The sequence below is a fragment of the Nostoc sp. C052 genome, from assembly GCF_013393905.1.
In the GTDB taxonomy this organism is placed as follows: domain Bacteria; phylum Cyanobacteriota; class Cyanobacteriia; order Cyanobacteriales; family Nostocaceae; genus Nostoc.
Genome location: NZ_CP040272.1, coordinates 2,780,626 through 2,796,958 on the forward strand (window position 1 = coordinate 2,780,626; position 16,333 = coordinate 2,796,958).

A 16,333-nucleotide genomic window follows, 5' to 3' on the forward strand; every position below is an offset into this window, starting at 1 on the left:
AAAAATCTCTATGAAACCTAACAACATAATTACTCTGACAGCCTTCCTCACTGCCCTCATACAATTAGATGAACCTCTGCCAGAAAATATCCAAACTCACCTAAATGATATCAGCAAAGGCCTAAAAGACAATCCTGATAATATCGGAAATTTAGATGCGATCGCCGAAAGTTATCCACCCTTAAATAAAGTTTATCAAACAGAACTTGCGAGAATTGAAAAAACTGGCGAACGTACTAAAGGTTTACCACCTCTGCCTTTACCAACTGAACCAACTGCGGAATTGACGAATGCAGCATTTAATGCTTTTAGTAACAATAATTCGGTAGCTGCTGCAAAGATAGCTGTAAAACCAAATCTTCTGCAAAAGGTTCGGGACTTTATTCATGGTAGAACAGTAAATGACTGAGAAGATTATTTATCCCAGTATTGATTTATTCCTCTACGATTTAAAAGATGGTTTAGGAGAAGATGAGACAAAAATCAACGAGAACTGCCAAGATTTTTGTCGAAAAATATATGGCGATTTAGACAAAACAAGCTTCCAGGAAAAGCACCAAGAATTCCTGAAGCATAAAAATAATAGTGGAGATGTAATTGAGTTGCTCGGAAAAGCCCAAACTAGAGACTTTCCACCACCTCTAGATGGCTATTACTATCCACTGCAAATTGGTGATACTTACGCGCTACAAGTTGACTATTCTGGTGAATTAGATGCTGACAGAAAACCTAATTATGCTCCCCAAGATATTGACGGCGCACCTTTTAGAAAACTCAAAGAAGAAATTACTAATCGCTTATCTCAGCAAACAGGCACAATTGGACAAACTTGGTTACTTTGGGGAAAGCTAACTAACACTAAAACAGAAGCAGAAATTGAAGAGATAGCTAAAGAATGTTACACCAAAATTGTCAGCGATTACAAATGGCAACGAGATTTTATTGGTAAGGGCAAGTTACAAGCAGGAACGATTTTTGAATTGTGGTATTGTCCACAAAATTTGGGTGTAGATGGTAAAGACTTTTGGGATGAATTTAGAAAATCAAGTTATCACATCTTAATTTGGTTGTTTCCCGAACATATCTCACCAGATGAGATGAGGAAACAAGTACAAGATGTATATTATGATTTATTACGTTTATGGCAATACCGTCATAAAGTAGTTTGGTCATATTATCAAAGTCGCTATCAAAAACAGATTCTCAAAAAAGAATATATCGAAATTCAACCATCGATTCAGCAGACAAGCGAGTTACCAAAGCTACTACAAACCAATAGCCTAAAATTAAGCAAACTCCAAGAAAGTCTGACAAAAAATTTAATCAATTTATCAGACTACACGATTGCCTTAAACTATCTAGAAAATCAAAGCCAGACTATTCAATTAAACTTAGAAAATTATAAATCTCATTTAGCAGATATCCAGAAAAAATACACAAGTAGCGACTTAAAATTTCTCCAAGAGTTTAGCGAAAGTGAATTTTATGGCAAAAAATATCAGCGACAAGTAGAAGTAGATTATGCGATTCTCAGCCCTGGATTAATCTTGCTGCAAAATCTCAATAACACCATTCAAGGTATTATTGACCTAGAGCAAACTAAAAGCGATCGCACTCTCAATACAACTATAGCGATCGCAGGTGTTGGACTCGCCACCAGCCAAATAGCCTCCGCCGTCATTCTCGCCCAGCCTAATGATTATCAACAACATCTCCGCTTTCGGGCTGAAGTTTTTGGGTGGAGTGTAGGCATAGGTGTATTTTTTGCTGTAATAATCTTTATTGGCCTCCGCTTTCGCCGCTAAGTTATCATCAAAAAAAATCGCCCCCTGAATTCAGGAGGCGCATCACCAAGGTGGTGGAGAGACGCAAGATTTTGCGTCTCTTGTTTTAGCTAGCAACGTATTCTTTGACATTGGCACGACGGCGACGCAGATGAGCCAAAGCTTGATGCTCTAACTGACGGACGCGTTCGCGGCTGAGACTCAATCTCTCACCGACTTTCGCCAATGACATTTCATTACCATCTTCTAAACCAAAGCGTAAAGCTACAACTTCTCGCTGTTGCGGGGTTAGTTCCGCTAGCAAGTTGTTCAAGTCTTGACGTAAGAATTCCTGGTTGGTGTAATACTCTGGTGATGGGCCATCATCTTCGAGCATTTCTTGCAACTCGGTATCCTGGTTTTCACCAACTCGCACATCCAAAGACACTGGTTGACGAGCCATATTCAGATACTCACGAATCTGAGCAGGTTCTAGTTCTAGTGCTTTGGCAATTTCGGCCGGAGTCGGTGATCGCCCCAAGGTTTGAGCTAACTCGCGTTGCACTTTTTTGATTTTGTTCAGTTTCTCGGTAATATGGATCGGTAAGCGGATAGTCCGACCTTGTTGAGCGATCGCGCGGGTAATTGCTTGGCGAATCCACCAGTAAGCATAAGTTGAGAACTTATAACCCCTCATTGGGTCAAATTTCTCTACACCCCGCTCTAATCCTAGTGTTCCTTCCTGAATCAAATCCAGAAACTCCATATTCCGCTTTTGATACTTTTTAGCAATAGCAACAACCAAGCGCAAATTCGCTTCGATCATTTTTTGCTTTGCCCGCTTACCTTGCGCGACCGTTTGCTGTACTTCGGTTTCCGATTGTTGAACGTGGTCAGCCCACTCTGACATATTCGGTTCGCGTTGCAGTTTCTTCGCCAAAGCTTCTTTAGCGTCGATCAGCGTCATCATTTGCTGTACCTGCTTCCCAAAGACAATTTCTTGTTCGCGGGTTAGCAATGGTACACGACCAATTTCTCGCAGATAGGTTCGCACCATATCAGCCGTGAATTTGGTGTTGACATTTTCCGTTTGTGTATTGACAGTAGGCATTGGTGCGATGTCCTCTACTCGTAAATATAATGTATATTTTCTTACTAAGTTGCGTGGAAAAAGTAGTACATCTATCACGAAATATCGGGAGCTACCAAAAGCAATTAATCAGTTGATACAGCCGTTCTTATGACGGTAAGCTCCCAATGATAGGTTCCCCTACTTCCCTAAATTTTTAATCTTTTATAAGCACGCTGGTTATTTTTGAGAATTTTTGTTTTGGGCTGTTACTAACACCAATCGGGAAATCCGAAGTCGGTATGAGTTCTACTTAGCTTTATAGTACGATAAATCAGGCAGATAGTAAACTATCTTAAGATAAAGCCTAGAATTATAATTCAAAACCGATAGTTAGAGAAAAAATTTTAAATTTCCTTGAAATTACTTACTACATCTATAGTGACGCCAAAAACCCCTCTTCTGTTGCCAAAAACTAGCCGGATAACCGAACTGAATTTGCTGTGACAATGGAGGGATGTTACGAATTGGGAATTGGAGACTAATGACAAATGCTATCTAAAATCCCAAGTCAGCTTTGGCTAGTTCAGCCGCGGCGAATACTTCTGCATCAGGTTTTTCTTCCCAGGCTGGCTCGCCAATTTCTTCGTAAAAGGTTGCGTCGTAAGGTCGGGTACGTACTACTACTGGCATAGGAACGGCGTGACCCAAAATTAAGGCTTGTTGTTTCGAGTCTAGCTTTGCCAATACCGATCGCAGTCCGCTACCACCAGATACACCTGTAAAAATCGCCTCAATGTCTTTTTCATCATTCAGCAAAGCGGTAATGCGAGTCCCAATCTGGGACATAACTTCATTATCTATGCCTGATGGGCGTTGATCAACTACCAAAAGTGTGACAAAGTACTTACGCAGTTCACGGGCAATAGTCCCAAAGATGGTACTTTGGACGATCGCTGGATCAAGGAAACGGTGCGCCTCTTCAATGGTAATCATCAATGGCGTGGGGCGATCGCTAGGATTTTTGCTTTGCAGGAATTTGTCTGCTTTTTTGACGTAATGCTCGTGGATACGTCGGGTGATCATATTTGTCACCAACATATAAGAGAGCATATTAGACTGGGAACCAAATTCTATCACAACATTCTTCCCAGATTCCAGACATTGCACAATTTTACTAATGTAATTCTGGGGGCAAACTGCTCGCATATACTTCAAACTATCCATTCGCAAGAGTTTGCGCTGCAATGCCATAATCGAGCCTTTGTGTCCGCGCTTCTCGTCGCAGAACATCTCGATTTCTTCGTTAGTCATATTTAACAGCTGGACAATCCAAGACTTGCCAAATTCGCTGTACAAAATATTGGCGTTATCTAAGGCCGCGTCAGAGAGTCCTAAGTCTCGACTACATAATTTAATATCTTCAACTTCTATTTGCTCGTAACTCAAATAAAGTTCTTGAGCATCACGCACACCCCGACGCTTGGTCGATTCTGGATCGAGGGTGTAAACTTCCACTTTACTCGGAAAAAGTTGCTTTAAACCCTTAACAGTACTGACATTCTTACCTTCTGCAACGGCTTCCCAGCCATACTCAGAGTGCATATCAAAAATCAAATTTACTGCCGCATTTTTACGGATAACACCGGCTAAAAGTAGCCGTGTGAGAAAGGATTTACCAGTACCAGATTTCCCAAAAACCCCATTACTCCGTTCCACGAAGCGGTTTAAATCGATACAAACGGGCACATCCATATCCAAAGGTTTGCCGATGGAAAAATTTCGCCTTTGGGGGTCATCTTCCCAACCAAATACCCGGCGAAAATCGTCAACACTGGCGTCGTAAACCTGACTAAAGTGGCTAGGAATAGTTTTAACAGGTAACAATTCCATCGTTGTGCTGGTTTGTGGCACAAATGAAGCTAAACCCGTTATCGACGGGATAAAGGGATTTGCCGATTTACCATTTGTTGGGGAAAAAGATTCTTCAGATTCGGGAGTGAACATCAACATCGGCGCGAGGTTGATAGTACCGTAAGTACCACTTCCGGCTAAAACATCTCGTAAAAAAGTGTCTTCCCAACTGGGGGGATTAGCAATAATTCGGGCATTAGCAGCTCCCAATGCTACATCTGTCAGCATACAAAAAAAACGCGATCGCATCCCTTGCACAACAAGAAATTTACCCACCCGCATATCTTCTACAGAAATGTCAGGATGCAATCGTACTTCTAAACCTTCAGTTAAAGAACCTTGAATGACCGAACCTAATGGCTGTGCCGAATTCATGTTATTAGTCATTTGTCATTGGTCATTGGTCATTAGTCATTGGTCATTGGTCTCCAATCCCTAATCAATCTGAATCGAAGTTGGCGCACCCCCTGTTGCGGAAGTGCTACTGATTAACGGTTTGCGGAATTGGGCGTAAAGGCGATCGCGCCAGGTGAAGAATGGTTCATAATCTATATTCTCGGCAAAGATTGGCAATCCTTTGCCTCTGATAGAAGCTGGTAAATCCAGATAGGGGCCAGGGGGGAACTTGAGCAATATCGATAAGCCAGCCACCGCTAAGTCAGCTAGAGTCGGCTCATCTCCTGTTAAATAGAGACTATCTGCCAATAATAACGTCAAAGCTTCCAAATCTTGTTTTAAAGATGCGATCGCTGCCTGTATCACATCTGGACTGTAACCAACGCCAAAACCGAACACTGTCAGAAAATCACTAGGTACTCCTCCAACCAGACTTTTAAATATATCTGGTGTTGAAGTGGGTAATAAAGACTTACGGAAATTTTGATCTTGACTTATGGCAGCAAATAGTGCTTTGCGACCTTTAATGCCGATGGACTCATCCGCCCATTCTTCTATTAATAAAGTTAAACCCCGTTTTTTAGGATCTTGCGGTATGATTGGGCGATCGGGATACTCTAAGTCTAAATACTTAGCTATCTCCGTAGAATCCGCAATATATTTATTACGATCCTTTAATACCGGGACTTGTCTTTGACCAGTCAGCCGGAACAGTTCTACCTGTCCAATCCCCGGATTCACCTCTATTTTGCGGTAATCTAGTCCTTTAAAATCTAGAATGAGGCGCACTTTCTCTGAGTATTGAGAGAGTTCCCATTGGTATAATTCCAGCATTTGTTGGATACCTTATAACTGGTCAACTTCTTAACTTTACAATTGTATCTTTAGTTTAAGTAATTTTTATTGGCATTAGTCCCTTAGTTGTCTATTTAATTGACATTTGGGTTTAATTGATGCCTAATTTTTGGTAAAGTTATTGATTTTAAAATACTGTTTTCTCTTTTACTAAAAATAAAATACTAAATCATTGAATTCGATATATATACAAGAGAGTAAGGGTTTCACAGCCTGTCCACCTTTCCAAAAAAACAATGGAAGTGTGATTTTTAGTATATTTTGCGACTTTTCACACATTCTTAGAGTTTCTGATGCTACATCTGCGGGGTTTTTAACTCTTTTTGGTGTGAGGGAAAAAATTTTTTCAGTTTTTTATATAGAATATATGCTATGTATATTTCATAACTTGTCAGCGTCAGTCGAAGTCAGATATTTGACCTCACCAGCACAAAAAATCTTCTCGGAAAAAATCTTAACTTCCCGCTTCGGTTAGATTTTGTGCGTAGCAAAATGTTATAAGTCTTTATGTAATGTGTGGACAAAAAGACAAACAAAATTTATGAAGACAAATTACAGCAAATTGCTGACTACGTTAGCAGGCATCGCCGGATTTACTAGTTTCAATCTTTTCATTAGTTTACCATCTGATGCGAAATCGGCACTAAATCCTAACCCTAGTATTTTTAAGGAAGCCCCCTACAATCAGGGACAACGCCTTCAAGCAGACGCTCAATACACAATTGGTGAGACCGCTTCTGAAACAGAAAAAGGCAATACCAAACGCAAACCAGTAGCACAAAAAAGTGGTGGGACGCTAAATCCCAAACCAAGTATTTTCAACGAGCCTCCCTATAACCGTGGTGGTGCTACACCTACTGAAGCTGTACCTACTAACCCTGAAAATCAACCCACCATACCACCAACAAAAGTACCATCTACTGAGACACCGACTAAAACTCCGCCAGGGCCAGGAGCAAGCGACAATCAAGGCAAAAACTTGCTAGCTTTAGCAGAGTCCAACGCTTCTTTTACCACCTTAACCAAGGCTTTGAAAGCAGCAGGATTGACCGGAGCCTTGCAAGGCAAAGATAACTTAACTATTTTTGCACCCACTGACGCAGCTTTTGCTAAATTGCCACCAGATGCTTTACAAGAATTGTTAAAACCAGACAACAAAGAAGTATTGATCAAAATCCTAACTTACCATGTAGTATCTGGTAAGGTATTGTCCACTGATTTGAAGTCTGGTGAAGTTAAAAGCCTTGAAGGCGGTACAATCAACGTTAAAGTTGATCCTGCAACTGGTGTGACTGTCAATGATGCGAAAGTTACACAAGCAGATATCACAGGCACTAACGGTGTAATCCACGCAATTGATCAAGTGATTTTACCTCCTGACTTGTAGTTTGACGGTATCAGTACAACCGAGAAGATAATTAGGTTGGCATAAACTATTAACAGATAAAAACTCCGTTCAGATTTTAATTTTGGACGGTTTTTTGTCAGAATGGTGAGTTACAGGTATTTTCAGGTAAATAGACCACGCGGCAAGGGCACAGCAATGCTCATTACTATGCAATACGGATCGGTTAAGGTTTTTTGATTAAAATTCTAAATTCCAAAGACGCGATTTATCGCCGTCTCTACAATAATCATTCCTTTATAGAGACGGCTTCAATAACAATTACTTTTTGTTTGCAATCCGCTTTATATCTTTATCTTGCATTTCTAAAAGTTCAGGGATAGTAACAAAGCTATAGCCCTGTTTGCGAAAGTTAGCAATAATTTCTGGTAAAGCTTGCACCGTTTTAGAACGATTACCACCACCATCATGCATCAGCACAATCCCGCCTGGTTTGGCCTGCCTGAACACATTATTAATTAATTTTGGTACAGCCGGACGTGAGTAGTCTACAGAGTCAGATGACCAGAGAATGATGGCATATTTGCTATTTCTAGCATAAGCAGCCACCCCATTGTGCATGATTCCCCCTGGTGGTCGAAACAAATTTGTTTTAATCCCTGTCAACTGATAAATCAAGTCTGCTGTGTGGTCAATTTCATAAGCAGCTGCTTGGGGATTCAAGAATTGATACCAATGATGCCAAGTATGATTGCCAATTACGTGACCTTCAGCAATCTCCCGCTTGACTAAGCTTGGATAATTCTTCACGTTTTGTCCAATGAGGAAAAATGTGCCTTTGATTTGATTTTGTTTAAGAATATCCAGTACTTGCGCGGTACTCTCAGGCCATGGCCCATCATCAAAAGTGAGAGCAATTACTTTCTGGTCGGGAGTAAGTTTTGCCGCCTCAATTGTTTCCCCTTGAAAACGTAGTGGCACAGGATATGAGAGACTCCTTATTTGTGCCTGTTCCTGCCAAATTCTGAGCATTGTCGCTTTTAGGTCTTCAATCATCTGCTGAGTTCCAACCTTGGCTGGTAGATTACTGACATTTATATTGTCTGTACTTTGAGCCTCAGAAGAGCTTGACTTGATAAGCATCATCGCCCCAACACTCAAACCGGTACTTAAGACCAGCAAGGTAATTAATATTTTTTGTAGACCAAAAAATGACTTTTTTTCCTCCACTTCATAGCTCCTTAAAGGGTCGAACCATCTTTTTTTCACAAGAATTCTGGCAATTTTTTTATACTCTGGTAAGCTTTACTACGCAAGCTACAGTATGATTGGTATTTTTTGAAAGTTAGCTTCAACCCTGAATCTGAAAAAATGCCTTACCCGACGGATAATCTAATATCTATAAGTAAAATCCTCGCTATGAAGGTGAGAGCCAACTTAAGCGTTAATTTTTGTAGACTATAGGGATGAGGGGAATTTCGATAACTGTAAAAGGCAATTAATCCTGCCTTCTTAACATGAATATATTTGATGTAGGTTAAATATTGCATATCCTATTGACGAAGCCATTGCAAAATTATGACGAAGATGTGACCTTCCTTGAGACATAAAGGCACAGGGCAGACCTGTTAAAAAATTTCTTTGATCCCCGACTGTACAAGATGAGTTAATACTATTGGCTGCTAAAAATTCTGTAAATAAATCATCTATTTTGTAGGGCGGGCAAGATATATTAGTGTCAACTTAAGCTGAAACTCCTTTAAAACCTCGTTTCCAGCCAGAGTCGGGAAATGCTGCTCCTGGCGGCAGAGCCTCAACGAAGAGCATTCCCAGTCGGAGACTGGGAACGAGGCAATCTAAAACCTACTTCTAGACTTGCTTTCACGTTAAGTTGACACCAATGGGCAAGATGCCTACCCTACAAAACCCTACAAAATGTTACAGGATACTTTTTTATTTGGAAATCCTTTAACAGGTTACAAGCTCGATATTACATCCCGTGCAACTGCTAAAGTTTGATCGATATCCTCTTCGGTGTGAGCAAAAGAGGTAAACCCAGCTTCAAATTGAGAAGGTGCTAAGTAAACACCATGCTCTAACATACCGCGATGAAAGCGTCCGAATTTGGCTGTATCAGACTTTTTCGCATCTTCGTAGTTATGAACTGGGCCAGAGGTAAAGAATAATCCAAACATGGCGCTGATTTGACCGCCGCAAACTGCATGACCATTTTCTTTAGCAATTTGCAGCAAACCATCTCCTAGTTTTTTAGTAATCCGGTCAAGATACTCGTAAGTACCTGGCTTTTGCAGCAATTCTAAGGTCTTAATACCAGCAGTCATTGCCAGGGGATTACCTGAAAGTGTTCCAGCTTGATATACGGGGCCTGCGGGAGCAACCATTGACATAATATCCCGACGACCACCATAGGCTCCCACTGGCAAACCACCACCAATTACCTTGCCTAAGGTTGTTAAATCGGGAGTGACGCCAAATTTTTCTTGAGCGCCACCGTAAGCAATGCGGAAGCCTGTCATTACTTCGTCAAATACCAATAATGCTCCATATTCGTGAGTTAGTTCCCGTAAACCTTCTAGGAAGCCAGCATCAGGTGCAATAAATCCAGCATTGCCGACGACTGGCTCAAGAATGACACCGGCAATCTCGTCGCGGTTTTCTTCAAACAAAGCTCTGACGGCTTCTAGGTCGTTGAAAGGTGCAGTTAGAGTGGTGCTAGTTGCTAATTTAGGTACTCCCGGTGAGTCTGGCAAACCAAGTGTAGCAACACCAGAACCCGCCTTTACTAGAAACGCATCGGCGTGTCCGTGGTAGCAACCTTCAAACTTGATGATTTTCTCGCGGTTGGTGAAAGCCCGCATCAGTCGCAAAACTCCCATACAGGCTTCAGTTCCAGAGTTGACAAATCTGACCATTTCGATACTAGGAACGGCATCGATGACCATTTCTGCCAAAACATTTTCTAGAACTGAGGGAGCGCCGAAACTGGTACCTTTTTCTAAGGCTTCATGCAGCGCTGCAATGACTTCTGGATGAGCATGACCACAAATAGCTGGGCCCCATGTGCCTACATAGTCTATGTATTGATTGCCATCTACATCCCAAATATATGCGCCTTTAACACGATCAAAAACGATGGGTTGTCCGCCCACAGATTTAAAGGCACGAACTGGAGAACTGACTCCTCCAGGCATAAGGTTTTGAGCAGCGGCAAAGACTTCTTGTGATTTTGTTGTTTTAATTGTGGTATTTACCAAGGTTCATCTCCTAACAGTGGGCAATAAAAAGCTCTATCTTAGAATAGGGTTAAACACTGCTTAGAATTTCTATCCTATAGAATTAGCTGAACCAAAAAAATAACAATATGTTATACAAGTCCAATGAAGACTTGACTTTAGATATTCAAACTTGATGATTTGAGGTATACCAGGATCTTTACCGAACTGTATGCCTGCATCTGGTAGGAGTATTTCATATCATGTCATTGCGTTCGCGTAGCGTCTCGTAGAGAGCGGAGCGCAGCAATCCGAAACCTTTGCGATTGCTTCATTCCACTTCGTTGCATTTGCAATGACAAATCGTAAGTGATTTACAGAAAATGATATCACAGCTAGATAACATAGTTCAATTCCAAAAAATATACTAGTTGCACTATTCTGAATGGTATCGTGAATCCATAAGTTATTCTCATTAGAGCAAACTAGCTGGTATGTCTTCTAACGATTCGCGATCGCTGCATTACACTATCCCGGTTGAGCAAATTCGCTATGATGAGCGGGGTCTAGTGCCTGCAATTGTTCAAGATTATCTGGATGGTACTGTCCTGATGATGGCATGGATGAATCAGGAATCGTTACAAAAGACTTTAGAAACTGAAGAAACTTGGTTTTGGAGTCGTTCTCGACAAGAATTATGGCATAAAGGGGCAACTTCTGGTCATATTCAAAAGGTGCAAAGTATCCGTTATGACTGTGATAGTGATGCGCTGCTCATCGGTGTAGAGCAATTAGGAGATGTTGCCTGCCATACTGGAGAGCGCAGTTGCTTTCACCAAATAGAAGGGGAAATTGCCGCACCACCAGGGGATACATTGTCGCAATTGTTTCAAATAATCTGCGATCGCCGTGACAATCCTACTGAAAGTTCTTACACTTGTAAACTATTCGCAGGTGGCGATAACAAAATTTTGAAAAAGATTGGTGAGGAAACTGCTGAGGTGGTAATGGCTTTTAAGGATGATGAAGCAGATGCGATCGCAGGTGAAGTCGCAGATTTGCTATATCATACTTTGGTTGCCTTAGCTCACCATCAAGTTGATTTAAAATCAGTGTATCGCAAGCTCCAAGAACGTCGTCAATAGAGCAAAAAAACAAATCATCTTATACGTGGGGAGTATGTTACTCAGCCAAAATTCGATTGAGGTATTGTAAAATTGCTACGGCGATCGCTACACTTAAAATGAACCCTAACCAGTAAGTATTAGTAATAATTTGTGGTTGATCTAATGCCCATCCACCCAAGGGATGACCAATAAAAGAGCCAACAGCCCAACACAAAGCGTTGATGGAAAAATAAACGCCGCGTTGATTTTCTGGGGCTAACTCAGTCACTAAAGAGGCAGAAGATGGGGTATAAGAAACAATCGCCACTGCAAATACTCCCAATGCTAATGTTACCCAAACTAGTTGATGAGATGGGGCAGTGCCGCTTACCCAAATGAGGGCAAAACCAATTGCCCAGAAAATAGCCGAAACAGTCAGCGCCAGTGTGTGAGAGCAGCTTTTTAAGATGCTGGTGACAGGTAACTGACAAATAATAGCGAACACTAAATGCCAAGCAAATAATCCGCTAATGGTGGTTTCAGCAAATCCTTTGGCAGTACTTTCGACAAAGATAAAGTTTTTGAAGTAAAGCGGTAGGGTGCTGTGGATTTGAGAAATATAGATTGTAAAGAATATATTAGCTGCTATGTAGACTAGGAAACGCCCATCTTTTAATACTGCCATCCAAGCAGCAAAAAGTTCTGTCTTTTCAGATTCCCCCGTTTGCTGTTGTTCGGTTTCACTAACTCCCACATAGACAACCCCAAAAAATACCATAAAAGAGATGGCATCAATCACAAATAGCCATCGATAACTGCCAATAATCGCAATCAAAAACCCAGCAAGCACAATTCCGATCGCTAACCCCAGATTATCAGCTAGTCGTGCGATCGCAAAAGTTTCGCGGCGATTATCAATTTGGCTGGCGTCAGCAACCACAGCTTCGGCCGCCGGCCAATAGAAACCTATCCCTAAACCGCTAATCAAGCTACCAATTATCAAAGTAGTGAAATTATTGGTTGCCGCTAAAACTAGAGAACCAATCGCTGAAATCGCCGTGGCTAGCAACAAAGTGCGGCGGCGTCCCCATCCTCCAGAATCAGCCAAAGAACCACCTCCAATCCGCCCGACGATGCCGGAAATCGAGGCGCTACCCAAGGCTACCCCAACACTAGTTGCAGATAAACCAAGTTGATTGACAAAAAAGATGGGGGCGTAAAACAGGGTGAAGCCAGTACCAACTTCTGAGAAAAATCTACCAATTGCGAAAATCCAGACCTGGGGATGTATCGATGGCAACCACGATGATAACTGAGATTGAGAAGCTAATTTCATGAGTTTAAATGTCATGGGTCGATGACATTTTTGTAATTCTTATCATTGGCTACTATTTTCCTCACTCATTCCACAGGGTTTCCACAGGGATTTTAGCAGTTTTCCACAGGTACTATACGAGTTAATAGGCTTCTTGCCGCCTGACTGGGGATTGTTAATTATAAGTAGCAAAGAAGTTTAAGGACTGAGTTTTTATTAAGTTAAGTAACGAAAAGTTAGCTTAAAGTCCTATTCTTTCGTTCGTATTTATTTTTTATACAATCGTTTTTAACATTTCGCAGCATTGACAAACCCACCCCCTCTTGGCGCACAATGATGCGGCTTGCTTTTGTAATCCGTTCAACCGTTAGCATCAAATGTGTAAAATATATTACCGATGGATGTCAGCGTAGATTGTTGGGATAGCGAAAGAGCGTGTGAAGCCATAAGCTGCTTTACCGCAAGCAACTTGTCCCTCTTGATTATCCTCATAGGAGGAAAATCTCATGAAAGCAACGGTTAGCATCTTTACAGAAATTCCCGAAACACTCCACGAATCCTTAAAAAACTACCTAGAAACCCATCCTGATTGGGATGAAAACAGAGTATTGACGGCGGCGCTATCATTGTTTTTACTCCAAAATGGAGATAGCGATCGCCGTGCTGCTCGAGTCTATCTGGAAACTTTGTTCCACCACTCCTCAGTAGAAATGCCCTGTACCGACTTACCAGCAACAGCTAATTTACTAGATACCCCGTAGGTACTGGTATGAAGGGCGTTATTCTGGCTCATATCCTTATTAATGGGACATTGCATACCATGTCCCATTAACGGGATTTTAAGCCAATAGCGATCGGCAATATTACAACAAAAAAGATCAGTAGATTCTGATCTTTAAAAAGGTTCTAATAGTTTCTTCTGTTGCCAAAACTAGTTGTTCATTAGGGGTGTATGTGCCTCCAATCAGCATTCCCAGCAAGAAACTGGGAACCAGAGAAAGCTTTTTCTGTATTTGAGCTAAGTAAGTCGGCAGAATAAAACCAAACTGTGTGAAGAAAAGTAAACAAGGCTCAAACCCTTTCTCACCCTGCTCCCTGCCTTATCCCAACAATAATTATTTACGCCGACCTACTTATATTTACTTATCTTGGTTGTCTAAATTTGTCTTTTAGTAAAGTCAAAGAAATTCACTAAATATCTGACTTGAAAGAGTCATTTACTATTTGTCCCCCTTGTCTCCCTTGTCCCTCTTTCATACAAGGCTGTGAAACTTGTTTCATCGGGACTGCCCCAAGAGTCAACAGTCAAGAGTTAAAAAACTCTAGACTATAAAACTCAGGACTTGGCTTCCAATTGCTGGGGATGGGCAGGAGATTCAAACTTATAGCCTACGCCGCGTACAGTTTGAATTAATGCTGGCTGACTAGCATCAATTTCAATCTTCTTGCGAATTTGGCCAATATGTACATCTACAACCCGCTGGTCGCCGACATACTCATAATCCCAGACCTCTTGGATGAGTTCTGCGCGCCGCCAAACTCGGCCTGGATGACTGGCTAAAAAATGCAACAAGTCAAATTCCAGAGCAGTTAAAGGTACTGGTTGATTATTAAGTGCTACCTCCCGTCGCACCGGATCAATCATAAGTTTTTCAAATACCAAGCGTTTCTGCTCGGCCGTAGTTATCACTCGCTGACGCCTTAAAATAGCTCCAACTCTGACTTCTAGCTCTCCTAGCCCAAAAGGCTTGGTGAGATAGTCGTCAGCACCTTTAGCAAAGCCACGAATTTTGTCAGCTTCGTCAGCACGGCTAGTCAACATCAGAACAAAAACACCATTACGACTTTGCATCTCTTGGCAGAGGTTAAACCCTGTGACATCTGGTAGGTTCACATCTAGAATCACCAAATCAGGGTTAAATTGCTCAAATAGATTTAAGGCTGTCTTTCCATCTTCGGCAGCCTCCACCTGATAGTTCTGCTTAATTAAAAAGCGTTGGATTAAATTCCGAACCGCAGGGTCGTCGTCAACTACAAGAATCTTGGCGGGAGCCATGACCATTACTTTGCACAAAAATTCGTAAGATTAACAAGAGATTTGCGTAAAAACGCAGTTGCCACTTTGGCACTAACTAAGAATCTACATGGCTACGGTATAAGAATCCCGATCATTCAAAAATAAATACTCTAATCAGGATTGTGGGCGATGAGAACGCGAAATTTCTGTTAGGCACAGTGTATAAGCGCTCTGACTTTAGTCGCAACAGTTCTTGATACCAAGACACCTCCTTGATCCCAGTTAGGTGGTAACTTAAAACGTTTCAATTTTAAATCGATATGCGGATATATACCACAAGCGATTATTCAGTATAGTTAAAAAAACTCTATTAGGGCACTGTAAGTTGCCAAATTTGAAATAGGAAAGTTGATTTTTTCATAAAAACTATACATTTTTAGGTACTCTCCGATCAAATTCTAGATTAGAGCCAGAATTAAGCAACGGCATGAGGGTATACACGGAGTTATAGCGATATGTTAAAGTGACTATAGTTGAAATTACAAAGTCGATCAAACTAACCCGTGCTACTATCCTGGTAGGGCATAAAGTAGATCGAGACTTTAGTTTCGATCAAAATAAAACCTAAAGCTGTTTTTTCTTCGACACAAAGACTGCCGCTGACTGAGGCTGAAGTAATAAACTCCCATGAGCGATCAAAATCCCTACGAAAAACTTGGGGTATCAGAAGAGGCTAGCTTCGATGAAATTCAGGATGCTCGTAATCGCCTATTCGAGCAACACAATGGCGATGCCAAGCATTTAGAAGTAATTGAAGCGGCTTACGATGCGATTTTAATGGATCGCCTACGGATGCGCCAGGAAGGTAAAATCAAAGTCCCTGAACGTATCCGGTTTCCAGAGTTGCGAGTGCAATCGCCTCCTAAAGAAAGTCCAATCCCTCGCCAGCAGTCGCCTGCATGGCTACAACGGCTGATCGATGAGCCATCGCCTGCGGATATACTCTTACCAGGAGCTTGGTTTCTTGGTTTGAGTTCTATTAGCCTGTTCTATCCAGAAGGAGGTGAGCAGGTTTTACAGTTGGCATTAGTGGTTGGTGTAGGCACTAGTATTTACTTTCTTAATCGTAAGGAAGGCAAATTTGGCCGGGCAGTTTTGCTCACCCTGGTTAGTTTAATAATCGGCTTAATCGTTGGGGGACTAATTGCTATCTGGCTTTTACCACAAATACCATTCCTCAATCTCTCATCGAATCAGTTCTCTACTGTACTGACGTTTATATTCTTTTGGTTGGTTAGTAGCTTTCTACGCTAAATCGAT

Annotated in this window: 12 protein-coding genes and 1 pseudogene; 6 read left to right on the forward strand and 7 right to left on the reverse strand. The window is 41.5% G+C overall.

What is annotated here, in order from left to right; translation table 11 throughout:
• The first annotated feature begins 10 nt into the window (after nt 1-10).
• Both FD723_RS11025 and FD723_RS11030 read left to right on the forward strand, forming a co-directional pair.
• Nucleotides 11-409 (forward strand): hypothetical protein, encoded by a 399-nt coding sequence (locus FD723_RS11025; protein WP_179065376.1) that lies wholly within the window; start codon nt 11-13, stop codon nt 407-409.
• A complete protein-coding gene (locus FD723_RS11030) occupies nt 402-1,805 on the forward strand; it encodes a hypothetical protein (protein WP_179065377.1) in 1,404 nt (467 codons plus the stop codon). The genes FD723_RS11025 and FD723_RS11030 overlap by 8 nt, the downstream gene beginning before the upstream one ends.
• Before the next feature lie 85 nt (nt 1,806-1,890).
• Here the strand turns inward: FD723_RS11030 and FD723_RS11035 are convergent, their stop codons facing one another.
• The 3 genes from FD723_RS11035 to FD723_RS11045 form a co-directional block, all read right to left on the reverse strand.
• Nucleotides 1,891-2,874, reverse strand: a complete 984-nt coding sequence (locus tag FD723_RS11035) for an RNA polymerase sigma factor, RpoD/SigA family (protein WP_179065378.1) — start codon at nt 2,872-2,874, stop codon at nt 1,891-1,893.
• A gap of 516 nt (nt 2,875-3,390) precedes the next feature.
• A complete protein-coding gene (locus FD723_RS11040) occupies nt 3,391-5,121 on the reverse strand; it encodes an ATP-binding protein (protein ID WP_179069112.1) in 1,731 nt (576 codons plus the stop codon).
• Nucleotides 5,122-5,181: 60 nt separating this feature from the next.
• On the reverse strand, nt 5,182-5,976 hold the full coding sequence (locus tag FD723_RS11045; protein WP_179065379.1) for a glutathione S-transferase family protein: 795 nt from the start codon (nt 5,974-5,976) through the stop codon (nt 5,182-5,184).
• 562 nt (nt 5,977-6,538) lie between these two features.
• Between FD723_RS11045 and FD723_RS11050 the strand changes: the two genes are divergently transcribed.
• Nucleotides 6,539-7,384, forward strand: a complete 846-nt coding sequence (locus FD723_RS11050; RefSeq protein WP_179065380.1) for a fasciclin domain-containing protein — start codon at nt 6,539-6,541, stop codon at nt 7,382-7,384.
• Between the two features lie 279 nt (nt 7,385-7,663).
• Here the strand turns inward: FD723_RS11050 and FD723_RS11055 are convergent, their stop codons facing one another.
• A complete protein-coding gene (locus FD723_RS11055) occupies nt 7,664-8,572 on the reverse strand; it encodes a polysaccharide deacetylase family protein (RefSeq protein WP_179065381.1) in 909 nt (302 codons plus the stop codon).
• 746 nt (nt 8,573-9,318) lie between these two features.
• On the reverse strand, nt 9,319-10,617 hold the full coding sequence (gene hemL, locus FD723_RS11060) for a glutamate-1-semialdehyde 2,1-aminomutase (protein ID WP_179065382.1): 1,299 nt from the start codon (nt 10,615-10,617) through the stop codon (nt 9,319-9,321).
• 452 nt (nt 10,618-11,069) lie between these two features.
• Here hemL and hisIE point away from each other — a divergent pair, with 452 nt between their 5' ends.
• Complete coding sequence (hisIE, locus tag FD723_RS11065) at nt 11,070-11,720, forward strand: bifunctional phosphoribosyl-AMP cyclohydrolase/phosphoribosyl-ATP diphosphatase HisIE (protein WP_179065383.1); 651 nt, start codon at nt 11,070-11,072, stop codon at nt 11,718-11,720.
• A gap of 37 nt (nt 11,721-11,757) precedes the next feature.
• On the opposite strand, the gene FD723_RS11070 is transcribed toward hisIE, so the two are convergent.
• Nucleotides 11,758-13,017 carry an MFS transporter gene (locus FD723_RS11070; protein WP_256875141.1) on the reverse strand — a complete coding sequence of 420 codons (1,260 nt, stop codon included), beginning with the start codon at nt 13,015-13,017 and terminating at the stop codon, nt 11,758-11,760.
• 485 nt (nt 13,018-13,502) lie between these two features.
• Here FD723_RS11070 and FD723_RS11075 point away from each other — a divergent pair.
• Nucleotides 13,503-13,694: pseudogene (locus tag FD723_RS11075) on the forward strand (DUF2811 domain-containing protein); the annotation flags it as partial.
• A gap of 638 nt (nt 13,695-14,332) precedes the next feature.
• Here FD723_RS11075 and FD723_RS11080 read toward each other — a convergent pair.
• On the reverse strand, nt 14,333-15,052 hold the full coding sequence (locus FD723_RS11080; RefSeq protein WP_179065386.1) for a response regulator transcription factor: 720 nt from the start codon (nt 15,050-15,052) through the stop codon (nt 14,333-14,335).
• Between the two features lie 648 nt (nt 15,053-15,700).
• Here FD723_RS11080 and FD723_RS11085 point away from each other — a divergent pair.
• The gene (locus FD723_RS11085) at nt 15,701-16,327 is read left to right on the forward strand and encodes a CPP1-like family protein (RefSeq protein WP_179065387.1); all 627 of its coding nucleotides are present in this window, start codon (nt 15,701-15,703) and stop codon (nt 16,325-16,327) included.
• Nucleotides 16,328-16,333 lie beyond the last annotated feature (6 nt).